We start from the raw sequence: 16,976 nt of genomic DNA on the forward strand, positions 1-16,976 counted from the left end.
TCCGGGCAAATCGTAAAATAAATTGCTTGTCAGAAACACGTTGCGGGTGCTCACTTTCGGCAAGTTGAAGAAGGACCTATCAATGTCGATTGCGAAGGAAATTGCCCCGCATCTGCCCTATCTGCGCCGCTTCGCGCGAGCTCTGAACGGCACTCAGGCGAGTGGCGATGCCTATGTCGTTGAAATGCTCGAAGCGCTCGTCGTCGATCCGAATTCCTTTCCGCGCGACGTCGATGCCCGCACCGGGCTGTACAGGACCTTCCTGAAGCTCTGGTCTTCGGTCGGCATCAACAACCAGTCGTCGGGTGGTGTGGAGCGCTCATCGGCCGAGCGCAATCTCAGCGCGCTGACCCCGCGTCCGAGGCAGGCTTTCCTGCTGCGCACCGTCGAGGGCTTTTCGCTCGACGAGGTCGCTGCGATCATGGAGGTCTCCGCGGCGGAGGTGGCAAATCTCGTCCAGGTCGCTGGGCAGGAAATTGCCGATCAGGTCGCCACTGACGTGCTGATCATCGAAGACGAGCCGATCATCGCGCTCGATATCGAAACGATGGTCGAAGAGCTCGGTCATACCGTGACCGGCGTCGCCCGGACCCATCGCGAGGCGATCGCATCTGTCGCGAAGAAGCGGCCGGGCCTGGTGCTGGCCGACATCCAGCTTGCTGACGGCAGTTCCGGTCTCGAAGCCGTCAATGAGATTCTGAGTGCGATCGACGTCCCGGTGATCTTCATCACGGCCTACCCGGAACGCCTCCTGACCGGGGACCGACCCGAACCTGCCTTCCTGATTACCAAGCCGTTCCAGCCGGAAGCGGTGAAGGCGGCCATCAGTCAGGCGCTGTTCTTTGATCGGCGCGCAGGTCGCAAGGCCGCCTAATAGAGTTCGGTATGACAACCGGGCCCGTGGCGCCGTGGCGCAACGGGCCCTTTTCGTGCGTCTTACCAGCCCAGAAAATAGACGATCAGAAGTGCCGGAAACGGCAAGGCGACGATCATCGGCGCTATCCATTTCATGACATCTCTCCTGGCGCGTGGCCGGCTCAGGACCGCCGCCCCTTGGACATTGCAATCAGGCCGGTGACCACTGCTGCCACGAACGAAGCGAAGAAAACGATCCTTGCGGCCATCGTCGCCAGCCCTGGCACGCCGCCAAAAGCCAGCATTGCTGCAACAAGCGCTGCGACCAGGAATGTCACGGCCCACCCGGACATCGAGAAACCTCAGAAATCAACATGCATCGTTGAAGCAACGGTTCTGCGGCTGCAAAAGTTCCGACTCGGAGGTGCGGGACAGACGTATGCTGAAGGGAACAAGTCTTACATACTAAGCGTTGTCCCAGGCGCGTTCTGAAAATTGAAGAACGCTGAGAACGACAAGATTGATGCTGCTCGGTAGCCTTTCGAGTGCGACGGACGCGCCCAATGTATTTGGCAGTTACGTGGAAACCAGCGCGTAGGTCTCCCTGACCATCCCTCCGTCGATGCGCCACTTTCGCCCCCTTTGAAACCGAGACGAGGGGCCCTGAACGAAGGAGGGAATGCTGCGATGACGTCCAGGGGCATGAGGCCGATGGTGCGGGTGTGCTGCATTGGCGCGGTGGCCGCGATAGTCTCCCTTGGCGCGCTTTCCACGGTCGAGGCGGCCCCACGAGCGCGATCGGCGATGCGCCCTGCGCCAGTCGGCTTGCCGCCACCGCGCCCTCAGAATTTGGCTGCACCTTCGCCTGCGCTGCCCGTGCCGGCTCCCGCAGAGCAGCGGCCGGCGAAGTCGATCGAATCACATTCGCCCGTCTCCACTGCGCCGGGAGAAGGCGCCTGCATGCGGTCACTGGGAGCCATTGCGGGCAATCGCATTCGCCAGCCCGACGCGAAGCAATACCCGACAACGGACCCGGCCTGTCGGGTGCAGGAGCCTGTCGTCGTGGAGGCACTTGCCTACCGCGCGGGCGACGGGCCGGGAGTGGTCGTCTTCGCGCCGCCGGTCACGATCAGCTGTGCCATGGCGACGACGGTTTCGCAGTGGCTTGATGACACCGTCCAGCCCCTTGCCCGCGGGCATTTTGGGCGGGAACTCTCACGTCTTCAGGTCGGGGGTGGCTATGAGTGTCGTCGGCGCAACCGCTCGACGGCTGGCCCGGTTAGTGAGCATGCGACAGGGCAGGCGCTCGATATCTTTGCCTTTGTCGTTGGCGACGAGCGTTCGGGCGGTTCTCGTGTCGTCGTCGAGAAGCCGGCCGGATTGGTTCAGGATCGATTCTTGAAGTCGGTGAGGCAATCGGCTTGTGGGGCTTTCGCGACGAGCCTAGGCCCTGGCTCTGACACGGCCCATGCCAATCATCTTCATGTTGATATCCAGCCGCGCCGCTCAGCCGCGTCCCGCTTCTGCCAGTGACAGTGTACGGGGTCGCTCACGCGACGTGGTCGGAGATTTCGTCGCGCTCGACACGGGGGTGCCGCCAAGGATCGCTCGGGCGAAACAGAGCTACCGGAAGGCGGCAGGTCTCGGCCTGCGCGCGGCGGAGCGCAAGAATATCGAGCGCTGTGCTCCGGTCGAACCCCGACGCAATCAAATCCTCAAGTTCCCAAAAGGGAGGGAGCCGGTCCGGCTCGCTGCCTGTCGGGATCAGCGTCGCTTGCAGAGGAGGGCCAATACGAGTGAACATCTTACGTTTCCGTCCAGGGGCGGAATTGGAACGCAACGCTCCTGCCTAGGTTCCAGAGTGATCGGGAACTGTGGAGCTATTGCGGCATTTTTTGGTAACCATATTGTCAGGAGATTCGTCATGATCCATCGGCCTGCCAAAATTGTCGCCGCAACCGCGTTCTGCGTTGCCGTCCTGAGTGCTCTTTCAACGACGGCCGCAAACGCACAGAGCGGGGCTCCCGCAGGTCGGCTGAGTTGCCATGTCGGCAGCAAGCTCAGCCTTATCGTGACATCGCAGACGCCAATGGAGTGCCGCTTCACGCCGCGCCGCGGGCCGGTGCAGCGTTATTCGGGCGTTGTGCGCAGTTTCGGGCTTGATGTCGGGGCATTCAAGCGCAGCAGCATGGCCTGGCGCGTCTTTGGTCCTTATGCGCGAGCTCCTCTGGGAGCCTTGGTGGGCAGCTATGTCGGCGCGAGTGCCAGCGCTTCGGCCGGAACCGGGGGGTCGACGAACATGCTCATCGGCGGCGTCGAGAAGGACGTCATGCTGCAGCCTCGCGCGCTGCAATACCAGCGTGGCTTCAATGTCGCTGTCGGTGTTACCGGTCTCGAGCTTTCGCTCGCGCCGTCGTCTTCTTCGTCGCCGCGTGGGCGGCGCTGACGTCTCACAACGTGCTCAAGACGGAGAGGCTTCTGCAAAGGGTTACGCTTCGATAACCTTCTTGCCGCATGTTTAGCTCAATTTGGAGCTTCCCGTCGCGGTGCGTCCCGCGTGCCGGAACAACGCCATGCTTCGCCGCGTTCTTTAGGACATAGGCGAAAGTTCCATGGCAGGTCGAGAAAGGACGCGGGATTGATGAGCCAGATCCGCATCCTTATCGTCGAGGACGACCCGTTCATCGCGATGGATATCGAGTATGCCGTGATGGACAAGCTCGGGGAGGATGCCGAGCTCATCATTGTCGGTTCCGTCGAGGAGGCTCGACGCGCCATCGGTTCGCCGGTTTCCTGCGCGTTGCTGGACATCGACGTTGTTGGTGGCAAGACATACGACGTTGCCAAGAGTTTGCTCAGCAAGGGGACGCCGATCGCGTTTGTGTCCGGTGCGACACCGGGCGATGTGCCGGACGCGCTGCGCCAGGTGCGCTTTCTGCGCAAGCCGTTCTCGACGCGTGAGATCGCCAGCTTCGTATCACGGGCATTGAAGGCGAACTGACCGCGCCCTGCAGCTCCGTCCAAGGCAGCTTCCGCGGCCGGCTCAGTTCACTCGGCGCTCAGTCTCTCTTCGGGAATATCAGCGTGACCCGTGTTCCAGGGCGCTCTGTGCCCGGGGCGCGGGCGGCGACATCCATGGTTGCCCGCATACTGCGCAACAGGCTCGCAATCACCGTTTGCCCCAACCCCTTGGCTTCGGCCTGGGGCGGCATCCCGACACCGTCATCTTCGATCGTCAGAACGAGTGTCGGGGCTTCGGTGTCATCACCTCTGCCGAAGCGAATGACGACCCGGCCGGTCATGTTCCCGGGAAAAGCATGTTTGATTGCGTTGGTGACGAGTTCGTTGACGATCACCACGAAGGAGACTGCGTCGCGTCCGGGCAGGCGGATCGAATCCATATCGAGGTCGATCGAGATCGGTCGGCCCTCTGCCGCCTTGCCGATCTCATCCAGCAGGTCTTCCATATAGGGGCGGGCGTCGATCTCGTCGGTCTCGATGTCGAGCCGCAAACGGCGCTGTCCGGCGGCGATCGCCTGGATGCGCGATTGCGCCTGGGCGAGGGCCGTCTTGACCGCTGGTTCCCTCGTCTGCCGGCTCTGTACGTTGAGCAGTGCGGAGACCATGGCGAGGTTATTGCCGACCCGGTGGTTGACGTCGCGCAGCAGCGCCTCGATGCGCAATCGCTCCCCTTCGAGCTGTTGCGTGCGCTCACCAACGATCTGTTCGAGTTCCGCATTGGTCATCGCGAGCGCTGCAGAGCGGCGTTGGCGCGTACGGACCTGCAGCCATGCCGCGAATGCGAGCCCCGCCAGCGCCACCACGATTCCGACGCTGGCCCAGAGCCGGCGGCGTTCCTCGCGGCTGCTCAAAGCAACGAGCTTGATGTTCTCGGCGAGCTGAATCTGCTGGATTGTCCCACGCAGCTCATCCATCGCCGCAATGCCATGCCCATCGCGAATTTGGGCCAGCGCTTCAGCCTGCCGGCCTTCGCGTGCAAGCGCGACCGATGCCTCGAGTTCCTCGAATTTGCGGGCCATCTGGGCGCGCACCAGGGCCACTCGCTCACTCTGCTGCTTGTTGTCGGCGACCAGGCGCTCCAGCGCCTCAAGGTCGGACGGAGCGGCAGCGCGCCCCGAGGTATAGGGGGCAAGGTAGGCCGCCGTACCCGTCAGCAGATAGCCGCGCTGCCCGGTTTCAGCATCGCGCATGTGCCCGAGAAGGCGCTCCGCCTGTTCGCGAATCTCGACCGAATGAGCCACCTCGCGCGAGGTTTCTATCGCTTGCGAATTGATCCAGGCGGCGAGGATGATCGCCACGCCGACGACGGTGATGGCAGCAATGGTCGTGGTCGCGGAGCGCAGCCGCCGGGCCAGCGTCGGCAATGGCGATAAAAAGATCGGGCCTTGCGGCCTTGCTTGGGCGGACATGGGCACCGTGATAGCCGACCGAAGTCACAATCCCTATGTAAAAAGACAGGATTCGTCCATGCTCTGGGGGGCGTAGCCTAGGAGGGCGTCGCGACCGGCCGTCGCAGAGAGGTCCTCAGCTCTCCCCCTCGGCGCCACCATCCCCCTTGAAGAGCTGACGTCCGAGGATCGCGCCCAGGATCACCACGCCGCCGACGAGCACGGTGCTCCACTTCTTGCGAGAGCTCAGCAGTGAGGCTGCGATCGGAGCGGCGGCCAGGGCGGTTGCAGCGAAGGGCGGGGGCGGCCGGCGGCGGCTGTTGATGAAGGCCGCGATCGCGAAGACCAGCAGGCCGGCAATAACCAGTCCGCCAGCGATGATCAGGCTCGCCTGGACTTTGCCGTAATGCAGCTCCAGCACCGCATGCAGGGCGCCGAGCGCGAAGCCGACAGCGCAGAGCATCAGCAGAGCCGCCAACCCGTACAGGCTGTAGACGACGATATTGCGCTTCACCCTGCCGCGGATTTCCGACGCCAGAAGTGCTCCCAGCCCCCCCATCATGGTCTCAGCGTGCCGAAAGGAAGCCGACGAACAGACCGACAGCTGCGGCCACGCCAAGCGCGCGCAACGGGCGCTCCTGAATTTCAGCGACGATCAGGCGCTGCAATTCGGTCGCCTGCTCCTTGGCGACGTCGACCATCTTATCGGTATCGACCCCGACGGCCTTGAGCTTGTCGCTCACCGTTGCCGCAAGATCCTCGGCGCTGCGCGACAGGCTCTCCTCGACATTCTCGGTTTCGCCGCGGACGCGGCGCCCGGCGGTCGCCGCGCGCTTGGCGATGTCGTCGGCGCCGGCTGCGATCTCGTCCCCGGCGCTCTTGACGGAGGTCTCCGCCTGACGCTTCGCGGAAGTGGCGGTCTTGGCCATGTCTGTCGTTCCCTATGTCTGGAAAGCCGGTTCCGTCGAGAAATCGGCGCGTCATGGTGGTAACGCGCCATCATCGCTCCGGTTCCGCGAATGGCGCAGTGATCAGCCCGGTCGGTAAGCCGGTTTGGTCTCCTCACCAGCGTCGTCAAGCTGCGTCTTGCGATACCGCGCGAGCTCCTCTTGCGCCACCATGGCAACGAGGAGGATCGGTGTCGAGAGCACCGCGCCGACCGGCCCCCAGAGCCAGAGCCAGAAGATGAAGCCGATGAAGACCAGGAAGGGCGACACCGTCAGCTTGCGGCCAACGAAGATCGGGGTGATCGCGTTCCCCTCGAGAAGATGGAGGGTGAAATAGGTAGCTGCCGGCCAGGCCGCACTGAGGAGCGAAGGCGCATCGAGCAGGGCGCCGGCAAACAACATCACCGTGACGATGATCGGGCCAATGAAGGCGAGATAGTTGAGGAGGAAGGCGAGTGCCCCCCAGAACACCGGGAAAGGAAGTCCCGCGAGCCAGGCGATCGCCATCGCGGCCAGGCCCATGCCGAGATTGATCAGCGTGACGAGGCCGAAATAGCGTGCGACCCGCACTTCGATTTCCTCGAAGAAGGAACCCGCCGACCGGCGTGCGCCATGGCCGAGGCAGAGCCTGAGGACGCGCGCCTTGAACGTTCGGCGGGTCGCCAGCCAGAAATATACCGTCGCCACGAAGATCAGCAGCCCGCCAGCGGCAGTGGAGGAGCCGAGCGCGATATCGAAGAGCGGGTTGCCTTGCGAGACGTTCAGTTCCACGCCGCTCTTGCCGGAGAGGCCGGCTGCCATCTTCTTGAATTCGTCCATGAAGACAAGGATGCCGGCCAGTTTCGAGCGCAGCGCGGCCAGCATAGCCGGGAACTGGTCGCTCCAGCTTGCGATCGGTACCGCCAGCACCGTCAGAGAACCGATCAGAAGCACCACGCCGACAAGGACCATGATGAAGGCAGCCAAGAGCTGCGGCACCCCATGCCGGACGAGCCAGTCGACGACCGGGCCGAGCACCAGGCCGAAGATCACCCCCGCGGTGACAGGCAGGGCAATGACCTTGGTGATGGAGAGTGCCGCGGTGGCCAGGATCACGAAGATGCCGACGATGGCGTAACGCAGGATGACGTCATGCTCGTAGGGCGTGACGGTGTTGTCGCTCTCTTCCTCAACGACCTCAGGCTCAGCCATGTAGCGCGGAAAAGGCCTCCAGGCCGACGTGCTGAGCATGGTGCGTTTCCCCCGGCGCGCCCCCGAGGCACGACGGAATGATAACGTCAGTGCGGCCGCTCTGGTTCCCGACCGGTCTTGCCCGCGTTCAGTGTGCTTCGTCCCAGTTGCCGGCCGCGCGTGCATCGACCTGGAGCGGCACCCGCAACTGCACCGCCGGGTGCGGTGCCTCGACCATCACCTTGGTGATCACCGGCAGCGTCGCCTCGACCTGGGCGTCCGGCACTTCGAAAACGAGTTCGTCATGCACCTGCAGCAGCATGCGGGCATCGAGCCTGGCCCCAGTCAGCGCTCCCTCCATCCGGATCATGGCACGGCGGATGATGTCGGCAGCCGAGCCCTGGATCGGAGCGTTGATCGCCTGCCGCTCGACAAAGGCGCGCTCGGACGGGTTCTTCGAGGCGACGGCCGGGAAATGGCAGACTCTGCCGAAGATCGTGGTGACATGGCCGTTCGCCCTGACAGCCGTCTTGGTCTGATCCATATAGTCGCGGATGCCGGGGAAGCGCTCGAAATACTTGCGGATATAGGCGCCCGCTTCCTCGCGCCCGATGCCGAGCTGATTGGCGAGCCCGAAGGCCGAGATCCCGTAGATGATGCCGAAATTGATGGCCTTGGCACGGCGGCGCACCTCGCTCGGCATGCCCGCGACCGGCACGCCAAACATTTCCGACGCGGTCATGGCGTGGATGTCGATACCGTCGGCAAAGGCCTGCCGGAGCTGCGGTATGTCCGCGATATGCGCGAGAAGGCGCAGTTCGATCTGGCTGTAGTCGGCCGAGATCAGTTTGTGACCCTTCTCCGGAATGAAGGCTGTGCGGATCTTGCGGCCCGCCTCGGTGCGGATCGGGATGTTCTGGAGATTGGGCTCAGAGGACGAGAGCCGCCCCGTCGTCGTCGCGGCCAGGGCATAGGAGGTGTGCACCCGGTTGGTGGTCGCGTTCACATAGGCTGGCAGTGAATCGGTATAGGTCGATTTCAGCTTGGCGAGCTGGCGCCATTCCAGGATCTTCGACGGCAGCGGGTGGCCCTGCTCTGCGAGATCTTCCAGCACGCCGGCTCCCGTCGCCCATTGTCCGGTCGCGGTCTTCTTGGCGCCAGCGAGTCCCATCTTGCCGAACAGGATGTCACCGAGCTGCTTCGGACTGCCGATCGTGAACTTCTCGCCGGCGATCTCGTAGATCTCATCCTCGAGCCGCGCGAGCCCCTGCGCGAAGTCGCCCGAGAGCCGCGACAGGATCTGCCGGTCGATGGCGATGCCGCGGCTTTCCATGCGCGCGAGAACGGCGATCAGGGGCCGCTCGAGCGTCTCATAGACGGTAGTCTTGCTTTCGGCCGCCAGCCGGGGCTTCAGCGCGCGCCAGAGCCGCAAGGTGACGTCGGCATCCTCCGCCGCATAGGCGGTCGCCTTTTCCAGATCGATCTTGTCGAAGGTCACCTGTGCCTTGCCGGTGCCCGCGACCTGCGAATAGGGGATGGTCTCGTGGCCAAGATGCAGCTCCGAGAGCTTGTCCATGCCGTGGCTGTTATTGCCGGCATCCAGCGCATAGGAGATCAGCATCGTGTCCTCGATCGGGGACACGGTGAGCCCGTGACGCTGCAGGATGAGCAGGTCGTATTTCAGGTTCTGACCGATCTTCAGCACGCCGGCATCGGCAAGCAGCGGTTTCAGTGCCGCGACCGCCTCGGTGAGGGGAATTTGACCCTCCAGCATGCCGCCGCCGAACAGGTCGGTACCGCCGCGATGCTGCAACGGGACATAGCAGGCGCGGCCCGGCGCGACGGCGAGCGAGATGCCGACGAGATCGGCCTGCATTGCATCGAGCGAGTTCGTCTCGGTATCGAGCGCGACCTGGCCGGCCTCATAGGACCACGCGATCCAGCGCTGGAGATCGGCGAGCGTGCGCACGCATTCATAGGTCGAGCGGTCGATCGGCAGCTTCGCGACCTCGTCGCGCCGCTGCGCCACGAGATCGGCCGGCTTCATCCAGCCATCTCTGTCGGATGCTGCCGCAATGGGCGCCTGCGCCGAGCCCGGAGCAGCGACTGTCACGCCGGCGGTGGCGGCGATCGCCTCACCGGCCAGTACGTCCGTGCCGGCGTAGAGCGCCTTGAGCTCGGCTGCACGCGATCCGCCGGGGGCGAGCGCCGGGTCCGGGTCGACCGCTGCGACATCGACCTCGTAGGCCTCGGCAACGCGCTTGGTGATGGTGGTGAACTCCATCGCCTTGAGGAAGGCGACGAGCCTGGCGGGATCGGGCGGGCTCAGGGTCAGGTCCGCAAGCGGTGTCTCGACCGCGACATCGTCGACCAGGGTGACGAGCTTGTGCGAGATGCGGATCTTCTCGACCACCTCGGGGTTGGTCAGCGTTTCCCGGCGCTTCGGCTGCTTGATCTCGCCGGCGCGCGCCAGCAGCGTCTCCAGATCGCCGAACTCGCCGATGAGCTGGGCGGCGGTCTTGATGCCGATGCCGGGGGCGCCCGGCACATTGTCGGTCGCGTCGCCGGCAAGCGCCTGCACATCGACGACCTTGTCGGGCGTCACGCCGAAATACTCGACCACCTCGGGCTCGCCGATCTTGCGCTCGGCGCGAAAGCCCTTGCCCTTCGATGCGTCGCCGGAGGCAGGGTCGTACATGGCGACGCCCGGTCGCACGAGTTGCATCAGGTCCTTGTCGGCCGAGACGATCAGCACGTCGGCTCCAGCCTCGCGCGCCTGCCTGGCATAGGTCGCGATCAGGTCGTCGGCCTCGTAGACATCCTGCTCCACCGGAATCAGGCCGAAGGCACGGACCGCCTCGCGCATCAGCGGGAACTGCGGAATCAGGTCGGCCGGGGGCTCGGAGCGATTGCCCTTATAGGCCGGATAAAGCGCCTTGCGGAATGAGTTCTCGGTCTTGTCGAAGACGATGGCGAGGTGGGTCGGCTTCACGCCGAGTACGCCTTCTCGCACGAACTGGAAGAGCTTGGTCGCAAACAGCCTGACTGCGCCGGAGGGCAGCCCATCCGAGCGCGAAAGATACTTTCGATCCTGATTGATCGACTGGAAATAGGCGCGGAAGATGAAGTTCGAGCCGTCGACGAGAAAGAGATGATCGCCGGGCTTGAGGTCTGGTGCGGTCGTGCTCATGGCGCGGACCTTATGCGGGCGGCGCGGCCGGGTCCATTGCATCCGGGGCGCGATTCGCAGCAAGCTGCGCCAAAACTCGTCAGGAGCGACACGTCATGAGTCCCTACGTCACCATGCCTCTGGTTTTCGAGGGTGTTCCCGAGGATCAGATGCAGGGGCGCGCGGAGGCCTTCCTTGCCCGCATGCGCAAGCGCCGCACGGTGCGCGACTATTCGCAGCGGCCGGTTCCGCGCGAACTGATCGAGACCGCGGTTCGGGCCGCCGGAACCGCTCCGTCCGGTGCGAACCAACAGCCATGGACCTTCGTCTGCATCTCCGATCCGGAGCGCAAGAAGCTGATCCGTGACGGGGCGGAAGAGGAGGAGCGTGCCTTCTATGCCGGTCGAGCCGGCGAGGAATGGCTCGGTGCGCTTGCCCATCTCGGCACCGACGACAATAAGCCCTTCCTCGAAAGGGCGCCCTGGCTGATCGCGATCTTTGCGCAACGCTGGGGTTATGATGCGCAGGGCCGCAAGGTGAAGCACTATTACGTGCCGGAATCGGTCGGCATCGCGACCGGCTTCCTGATTGCGGTGCTGCACGATGCCGGGCTCGCGACCCTGACCCATACGCCGGCGCCGATGAATTTCCTGAACGAGATCTGCGGGCGGCCGGACAACGAGAAGGCCCTGATCCTGCTCGTCGTCGGCTATCCCGCTGAGGATTGCGTCGTTCCCGCGATCGGCAAGAAGCCGCTGGAGGAGATCGCAAGTTTCCTTTGAGGGCGTCGGACCTCGATGCTCGCCGTTGCGGCGAGCATCGAGGTCCTGAAGACGAGCCTCGCCTGGCGAGGACGCGCATGGTCGGGGCGGACCTGACCATGACGGACCTTATCTGGGCTCAGGGGCCTCGCCGGCTTACGCGGTGATTGCGTCGATCTCAGCCAGCTCATCGGCGTTGAGCGTCCAGCTTGCAGCCTTCACATTGGCTTCGATCTGCTCGGGCCTGGTGGCGCCCGCGATGACGCTGGAGACGACCGGCTGAGCCGCCAGCCAGGAGAAGGCCAGCTCGACCATCGTCTTGCCGTGCTTCTCGCAGAAGGCGGAGAGCTTCTCGGTCTTCTGCCAGTTCGCCTCGGTCAGGACCTCGTTGGCGCGCTGGGCCTCACGCGTCATGCGCGCGCCGTCCGGCATCGGCTGATTACGCTTGTACTTGCCGGTGAGCAGGCCGTTCGCGAGCGGGAAATACGGCAGAAGTCCCATGCCAAAATGGCGGGCAGCCGGAATCAGCTCCTTTTCGGCGCCGCGCACCAGCAGGCTGTACTCGTCCTGGCAGGAGGCAAAGCCTTCGATGCCATGGTTGCGCGCTGTCCAGTAGGCATCCGCGACCTGCCAGCTCGGCAGGTTCGAGCAGCCGATATAGCGCACCTTGCCCTGCCGGATCAGGTCCTCGAGCGTGCGCAGCGTTTCCTCGATGGGGGTCAGCGGGTCCGGCCGGTGGATCTGGTAGAGGTCGATCCAGTCCGTCTTCAGCCGCTTCAGCGAAGCCTCGACGGCCTCCACGATATAGCGCCGCGAGCCGCCCTTCTTGATGCCCTCGGCGTCCATGTCCATGCCGAATTTGGTCGCCAGCACGATGTCCTTGCGGCGTGCGCCCAGGAGTTCGCCGAGAGCCGTCTCCGAGCCGCCGCGCGCGCCATAGATGTCGGCGGTGTCGAACAGGGTGATGCCGCTCTCGATCGCCTTGTCGACGACCTTGCGGGCCGCCTCGAGATCGATCCGGCCGCCGAAATTGTTGCAGCCGAGGCCGACGAGCGAAACGCGCAGGCCGGTACGGCCGAGATTGCGGGTAAGCATGATATGATCCTCCCAGAGAGGGCGGCAGAGGATCAGAGCCAAGGCGACGTGGCAATCGCCGCTATCGTCATTCGCGGGCTGCGCGAGGCGCAGGTTCGCGGATACCCGCGAATGTCGGGTCGTTCACAAAGAAAAATGGCCGGGCGAGGGGCCCGGCCATCCTGCAGTAGCCGTTACGCCACCGCTTCCTTTTGCTTCTGCGAGCGCTTGCGCTCGTTGGGGTCGAGCACGCCCTTGCGCAGGCGGATCGACTTCGGCGTCACTTCGACCAGCTCGTCATCGTCGATCCAGGCGAGCGAACGCTCCAGCGTCATCCGGATCGGCGGCGTCAGGCGCACGGCCTCGTCCTTCGAGGTGGTGCGGATGTTGGTGAGCTTCTTGCCCTTGAGCACGTTCACCTCGAGATCGTTCTCGCGGGTGTGCTCGCCAACGATCATGCCCTGATAAACCTTCCAGCCGGGCTCGATCATCATCGGGCCGCGATCCTCGAGATTCCAGAGCGCATAGGCCACGGCCTCGCCGGTCTCCATCGCGATCAGCACGCCATTGCGCCGCCCGCCGATCTCGCCCTTGTAGGGCAGGTAGGCATGAAACAATCGGTTCATGATGGCGGTGCCGCGCGTGTCGGTGAGCAGCTCGCCCTGGTAGCCGATCAGGCCGCGGGTCGGAGCATGGAAGACCAGGCGCAGGCGGTTGCCGCCCGAAGGCCGCATCTCCAGCATGTCGGCCTTGCGCTCGGACATCTTCTGCACGACGACGCCGGAATGCTCCTCGTCGACGTCGATCACGACCTCTTCGATCGGCTCGAGCAGCTGGCCGTCCTCACCGCGCTTCAGCACAACACGGGGGCGCGAGACGCCGAGCTCGAAGCCCTCGCGCCGCATCTGCTCGATCAGGATGGCAAGCTGCAATTCGCCGCGGCCGGAGACGATGTAGCTGTCCTTGTCGGCGGCTTCCTCGACCTTGAGCGCGACATTGCCCTCGGCTTCCTTCAGGAGCCGGTCGCGGATGACGCGGGTTGTGACCTTGTCGCCCTCGGTACCAGCCAGCGGGGAATCGTTGACCATGAAGGTCATCGACACGGTCGGCGGATCGATCGGCTGCGCCTTGATCGCGGTCTCGACCGACGGGTCGCAGAAGGTGTCGGCGACAGAACCCTTCACCAGGCCGGCGATCGAGACGATGTCGCCGGGAATGGCTTCCTCGATCGGCGTGCGCTCGAGGCCGCGGAAGGCCAGAATCTTGCTGATGCGGCCGGTCTCGACGACGGAGCCGTCGCCGGACAGCACCTTGATGGTCTGGTTCGGCTTGGCCGTGCCGGAGACGACGCGGCCGGTGATGATGCGGCCGAGATAGGGGTTGGCCTCGAGCAGCGTGCCGAGCATCCGGAACGGACCTTCCTCGATGCGCGGCTCGGGCACATGGCTGAGGATCAGGTCGTACATCGGGGCCAGGCCCTGGTCCTGCGGACCGGCCGGATCATGCGCCATCCAGCCCTGCTTGCCCGAACCGTAGAGGATCGGGAAATCGAGCTGCTCGTCATTGGCGTCGAGCGCGGCGAAGAGATCGAAGACCTCGTTGATGACTTCCTGGACGCGGGCGTCTGGCTTATCGACCTTGTTGATCGCCACGATCGGACGCAGGCCGAGCTTCAGCGCCTTGGAGACGACGAACTTGGTCTGCGGCATCGGACCTTCGGCCGCATCGACCAGCACGATGGCGGAGTCGACCATATTCAGGATGCGCTCGACCTCGCCGCCGAAATCGGCGTGGCCCGGAGTGTCGACGATGTTGATCCGCGTATCCTTCCAGACCACCGAGGTGGCCTTGGCCAGGATGGTGATGCCGCGTTCCTTCTCGAGCTCGTTGGAATCCATCACGCGCTCGATCACGCGCTGGTTTTCGCGATAGGTACCCGACTGCTGGAGCAGCTTGTCGACCAGAGTCGTCTTGCCATGATCGACGTGGGCGATGATGGCGATATTGCGCATGGACATGCGTGGGGTACCTTTTCAGGACCGCGAGCCGGCGCGGAAAGCCCGGCCGGCGCAGTTCACTTTCGTATGGGGTTCTGGAATTCGTTGCGCTGCACATAAACGCTGGAGGGCGTTTCGGCAACCTTGATCGATAGCCGCCCGGCAACAGGGGCAGCGTTGACGCGTGAATCTCAGCGGGCGGTGGTCTGCAATTGCCGCCAGACCCAATAGGAATAGCTCAAGGTTCCGGTCATCAGGATGGCAAGCCCGAGCAGTGCCGCCGTGGCCAGGACGAGAGGCGCTGCGGCGCCAAGAGAGAGGCCGACAAGCGCAAGGCCGAGGCAGACGGAGCCCCAGCCATAGAGCCTGTGGGTCCTCTGCCAGACCCGTTCGTCTGCAAGCGTCCACGGCGTCCGGACACCAAATAGCAGCATCGAACGGGTCTTGGCTGCGACATTGCCGGTGGCGATAAGGAAGAGGCCGAGCATCGCGGTCACCAGGCGCGGAACATCGGCCGCATACCCGAGCGCGTGGGCCAACAGAAGCGCGTGGCACGCAGCAAGCATCAGCACTGCGGCGTTCCATGTTGCGGTATAGGCCTTGCCGGAGCGGACAAGATTGCTGGCGCGGGGCTCCAGGCGTGGAAGCAGAGCAAACAGTGCGGTGACGGCCGCCGCGATGGCGGGCAGGCTGAAGAACGCCACCCAAGGCCCGGCGAAGCCATCTGGCTGGCCATCGATCCCGAAATGAATGGCGATCCGGGCATCGGGCGACACGTGCATCAACGCAAAGGTCGAAGCGACCAGCATGCTGCCGAGGACGGCAAGGCTCAGGGTCATGGTGGAGCGGATCATGATTGAGCGTCCTTCGGTTTGGCCGCGCGAGGCCTCGGTTCGAGAGCGAGCCCGAAATGGTCGAGGAACAGGCACATTGCCTCTTCGAGCACGGACAGGTTCAGGCGGTAGGTGATGGTGGTGCCGAGCTTGTCGCTCTGGATCAGGTCCGCCTCGCGCAAGACGGCGAAATGGCCGGACAAGGTGGGTTTGGCGAGGTTGAAACGGGCGGCGATCTCTCCGGCCGTCATGTCCCGTTCGCGCAGAAGCCGCAGGATTTCGCGGCGGGTCGGGTCGGAAAGCGCTTTGAAGACCAGGTTCATTTTTGTTATTTAGGAAATTACCAAATCAAAGGCAAGTGCCCTGTTCGCCGTCCCCCCACTCACGACCGCCCGATCACTTCGCTGGCGCGTCCTGGGCGTCGAGCAGAGTCTGTCTGCGCTCGGCCACGGCGCGCCCGACCTGATCCATGGCCAGCCGATAGGCGGCGAGGCCGCTGGCATCCACATCGCCGCTCGAAAAATTCGAGAGCACTTCGGCGAGAATTGCGTCGGCCGTGCGCTCGAAACCCTGGAGAGCGGTCTCGTCCTGCTCGGAGCGGATTGCGGAGAGCATCGCAACAAGCCGATCGAGCCCCGCCATGGCCTTGCGCCGGCGCAGTGCGCTGTCATGGCTGAGCAGACCGGCGAAGCCGGTGCCCAGCAGCGAAAGCGCCATCACTCCGAGATAGAACCAGTCGCCATAGCGCTCGAAGAAGGTTTCCTGCTCGCCGTCGATGAAGGCTGCCGCACCGGGATGAACCGGCAGAGGTGTGTCCTTGTCGGTCGAGGGCGTCTCCAGCCCCTGGATCGAGGGCAGCTCGGCCGCCAGCGTCAGTCTGAGCGCGAGCAGGTCCTTGACCAGATCCCCGACGATGGTGTCGTCTAGGCTTTGGGCGGCAACCAGCCGCGAGGTCACGGAGATTGTCGTCAGGCTCTCCGAGGGGCGTGGCGGATCTCCCCCGAGCGCTCCGCGCACGATCTCTCCGGTTTCGATCGATCTGTGACGTGCGGTGATCGCGTCGGCTGCGCTGATCGGGATGAGCACCGGGTCGTCGCCCCAGGCCGATTTGAGTTTGCTCAGGCCATCATTGTTGATGCGCGAGCCGACGGCATTGATCGAAAAGAAGGCGTCGATCCGGCGTTCCCGCGCAGCCGGCACGATTTCTTCGGAGTTCAGCCCGACGATCTCGACTTCTTCCGGCTTGACCTCGTACTGCGCCAGCACACGCTTCAGCAGCGCGATATTGCCTGCCGGATTGCGCACCACGCCGACCCTGTGGCCGCGCAGATCGGCGATACGGCCGATCGCGGTTTCCTTGTTGGTGATCAGGAAGGGAAAGGTGCGGCGCGTGATCAGGGCTGTGTCGGCATTCTCCGGCAGCGCGATATCAGGGCGGATGATGGCGAGATCGGCCTGGCCATTGTCGACGCGCTTGGCGCTCTCTTCGGAGCCCTCCGTCAGGATCAAGCGCAGCCGGATCGAGGATTTTTCGCGGCTGAGACCCTGCACGAAACCAGCGGCCATGCGCGCATCTTCCGATCCCAGCGGGCCGACGGCGAGTCTGAGCGTACGCGGTTGGTTCAGGACGTAGAAGGCCGAAGCGGCGATGCCGAAGATCGCCAGCAGGCCCGCCAGAGCCATGAAACCGCGCCGCCCCATGCCGGACCAATCCTGACCGTTTGCCGTCGCCCCCGCGACGCACTTGGCTTCGCTTGTGAT

Annotated in this window: 16 protein-coding genes; 6 read left to right on the forward strand and 10 right to left on the reverse strand. The window is 64.2% G+C overall.

Translation table 11 applies throughout. The features are described 5' to 3' along the window. Nucleotides 1-82 precede the first annotated feature (82 nt). The 5 genes from AB4099_RS14740 (at nt 83) to AB4099_RS14760 (ending at nt 3,856) form a co-directional block, all read left to right on the forward strand. The gene (locus AB4099_RS14740) at nt 83-874 is read left to right on the forward strand and encodes a response regulator (protein WP_113516876.1); all 792 of its coding nucleotides are present in this window, start codon (nt 83-85) and stop codon (nt 872-874) included. 179 nt (nt 875-1,053) lie between these two features. Next, on the forward strand, nt 1,054-1,347 hold the full coding sequence (locus AB4099_RS14745; RefSeq protein WP_441478609.1) for a hypothetical protein: 294 nt from the start codon (nt 1,054-1,056) through the stop codon (nt 1,345-1,347). 570 nt (nt 1,348-1,917) lie between these two features. After that, the gene (locus AB4099_RS14750) at nt 1,918-2,388 is read left to right on the forward strand and encodes an extensin-like domain-containing protein (protein ID WP_441478610.1); all 471 of its coding nucleotides are present in this window, start codon (nt 1,918-1,920) and stop codon (nt 2,386-2,388) included. Beyond that, on the forward strand, nt 2,324-3,301 hold the full coding sequence (locus tag AB4099_RS14755; protein ID WP_441478611.1) for a DUF992 domain-containing protein: 978 nt from the start codon (nt 2,324-2,326) through the stop codon (nt 3,299-3,301). Before AB4099_RS14750 ends, AB4099_RS14755 begins: the two co-directional genes overlap by 65 nt. Nucleotides 3,302-3,496: 195 nt before the next feature. After that, nucleotides 3,497-3,856, forward strand: a complete 360-nt coding sequence (locus tag AB4099_RS14760) for a response regulator (RefSeq protein ID WP_113516881.1) — start codon at nt 3,497-3,499, stop codon at nt 3,854-3,856. A 58-nt stretch (nt 3,857-3,914) separates the two neighbouring features. On the opposite strand, the gene AB4099_RS14765 is transcribed toward AB4099_RS14760, so the two are convergent. The 5 genes from AB4099_RS14765 to polA form a co-directional block, all read right to left on the reverse strand. Continuing rightward, nucleotides 3,915-5,285, reverse strand: coding sequence for a sensor histidine kinase (locus AB4099_RS14765; RefSeq protein ID WP_441478612.1), 1,371 nt, complete (start codon nt 5,283-5,285; stop codon nt 3,915-3,917). Nucleotides 5,286-5,400: 115 nt separating this feature from the next. After that, on the reverse strand, nt 5,401-5,823 hold the full coding sequence (locus AB4099_RS14770; protein ID WP_113516883.1) for a hypothetical protein: 423 nt from the start codon (nt 5,821-5,823) through the stop codon (nt 5,401-5,403). Nucleotides 5,824-5,830: 7 nt separating this feature from the next. Next, the gene (locus tag AB4099_RS14775) at nt 5,831-6,193 is read right to left on the reverse strand and encodes a glycine zipper domain-containing protein (protein WP_113516884.1); all 363 of its coding nucleotides are present in this window, start codon (nt 6,191-6,193) and stop codon (nt 5,831-5,833) included. A gap of 102 nt (nt 6,194-6,295) precedes the next feature. After that, on the reverse strand, nt 6,296-7,441 hold the full coding sequence (locus AB4099_RS14780; protein WP_441478613.1) for an AI-2E family transporter: 1,146 nt from the start codon (nt 7,439-7,441) through the stop codon (nt 6,296-6,298). Between the two features lie 88 nt (nt 7,442-7,529). After that, nucleotides 7,530-10,571: a DNA polymerase I gene (polA, locus tag AB4099_RS14785; protein WP_113516886.1), complete on the reverse strand. Its 3,042-nt coding sequence runs from the start codon at nt 10,569-10,571 to the stop codon at nt 7,530-7,532. A gap of 95 nt (nt 10,572-10,666) precedes the next feature. Here polA and AB4099_RS14790 point away from each other — a divergent pair, with 95 nt between their 5' ends. Then, the gene (locus tag AB4099_RS14790) at nt 10,667-11,332 is read left to right on the forward strand and encodes a nitroreductase family protein (protein WP_441478614.1); all 666 of its coding nucleotides are present in this window, start codon (nt 10,667-10,669) and stop codon (nt 11,330-11,332) included. 135 nt (nt 11,333-11,467) lie between these two features. Here AB4099_RS14790 and AB4099_RS14795 read toward each other — a convergent pair whose 3' ends face one another. The 5 genes from AB4099_RS14795 to AB4099_RS14815 form a co-directional block, all read right to left on the reverse strand. Beyond that, a complete protein-coding gene (locus tag AB4099_RS14795) occupies nt 11,468-12,406 on the reverse strand; it encodes an aldo/keto reductase (protein ID WP_113516888.1) in 939 nt (312 codons plus the stop codon). Between the two features lie 173 nt (nt 12,407-12,579). After that, on the reverse strand, nt 12,580-14,403 hold the full coding sequence (gene typA, locus AB4099_RS14800) for a translational GTPase TypA (protein WP_113516889.1): 1,824 nt from the start codon (nt 14,401-14,403) through the stop codon (nt 12,580-12,582). Between the two features lie 170 nt (nt 14,404-14,573). Then, nucleotides 14,574-15,236, reverse strand: a complete 663-nt coding sequence (locus tag AB4099_RS14805; protein ID WP_441478615.1) for an SdpI family protein — start codon at nt 15,234-15,236, stop codon at nt 14,574-14,576. Next, nucleotides 15,233-15,538 (reverse strand): autorepressor SdpR family transcription factor, encoded by a 306-nt coding sequence (locus AB4099_RS14810; RefSeq protein ID WP_441478616.1) that lies wholly within the window; start codon nt 15,536-15,538, stop codon nt 15,233-15,235. The genes AB4099_RS14805 and AB4099_RS14810 overlap by 4 nt, the downstream gene beginning before the upstream one ends. A gap of 73 nt (nt 15,539-15,611) precedes the next feature. Then, complete coding sequence (locus AB4099_RS14815) at nt 15,612-16,916, reverse strand: TAXI family TRAP transporter solute-binding subunit (protein WP_441478617.1); 1,305 nt, start codon at nt 16,914-16,916, stop codon at nt 15,612-15,614. Nucleotides 16,917-16,976: the final 60 nt, after the last annotated feature.

It is taken from the genome of Allobosea sp. 2KB_26 (assembly GCF_052115715.1).
Classification (GTDB): domain Bacteria; phylum Pseudomonadota; class Alphaproteobacteria; order Rhizobiales; family Beijerinckiaceae; genus Allobosea.

Bases quoted from the DNA above. Each gene is read 5' to 3' on its own strand.
- AB4099_RS14780 (WP_441478613.1), bottom strand. From the start codon at position 7,441: ATGCTCAGCACGTCGGCCTGGAGGCCTTTTCCGCGCTACATGGCTGAG.
- AB4099_RS14770 (WP_113516883.1), bottom strand. From the start codon at position 5,823: ATGGGGGGGCTGGGAGCACTTCTGGCGTCGGAAATCCGCGGCAGGGTG.
- AB4099_RS14795 (WP_113516888.1), bottom strand. From the start codon at position 12,406: ATGCTTACCCGCAATCTCGGCCGTACCGGCCTGCGCGTTTCGCTCGTC.
- AB4099_RS14790 (WP_441478614.1), top strand. From the start codon at position 10,667: ATGAGTCCCTACGTCACCATGCCTCTGGTTTTCGAGGGTGTTCCCGAG.
- AB4099_RS14815 (WP_441478617.1), bottom strand. From the start codon at position 16,916: ATGGGGCGGCGCGGTTTCATGGCTCTGGCGGGCCTGCTGGCGATCTTC.
- AB4099_RS14805 (WP_441478615.1), bottom strand. From the start codon at position 15,236: ATGATCCGCTCCACCATGACCCTGAGCCTTGCCGTCCTCGGCAGCATG.
- AB4099_RS14740 (WP_113516876.1), top strand. From the start codon at position 83: ATGTCGATTGCGAAGGAAATTGCCCCGCATCTGCCCTATCTGCGCCGC.
- AB4099_RS14755 (WP_441478611.1), top strand. From the start codon at position 2,324: ATGCCAATCATCTTCATGTTGATATCCAGCCGCGCCGCTCAGCCGCGT.
- polA (WP_113516886.1), bottom strand. From the start codon at position 10,571: ATGAGCACGACCGCACCAGACCTCAAGCCCGGCGATCATCTCTTTCTC.
- AB4099_RS14810 (WP_441478616.1), bottom strand. From the start codon at position 15,538: ATGAACCTGGTCTTCAAAGCGCTTTCCGACCCGACCCGCCGCGAAATC.
- AB4099_RS14765 (WP_441478612.1), bottom strand. From the start codon at position 5,285: ATGTCCGCCCAAGCAAGGCCGCAAGGCCCGATCTTTTTATCGCCATTG.
- AB4099_RS14760 (WP_113516881.1), top strand. From the start codon at position 3,497: ATGAGCCAGATCCGCATCCTTATCGTCGAGGACGACCCGTTCATCGCG.
- AB4099_RS14775 (WP_113516884.1), bottom strand. From the start codon at position 6,193: ATGGCCAAGACCGCCACTTCCGCGAAGCGTCAGGCGGAGACCTCCGTC.
- typA (WP_113516889.1), bottom strand. From the start codon at position 14,403: ATGTCCATGCGCAATATCGCCATCATCGCCCACGTCGATCATGGCAAG.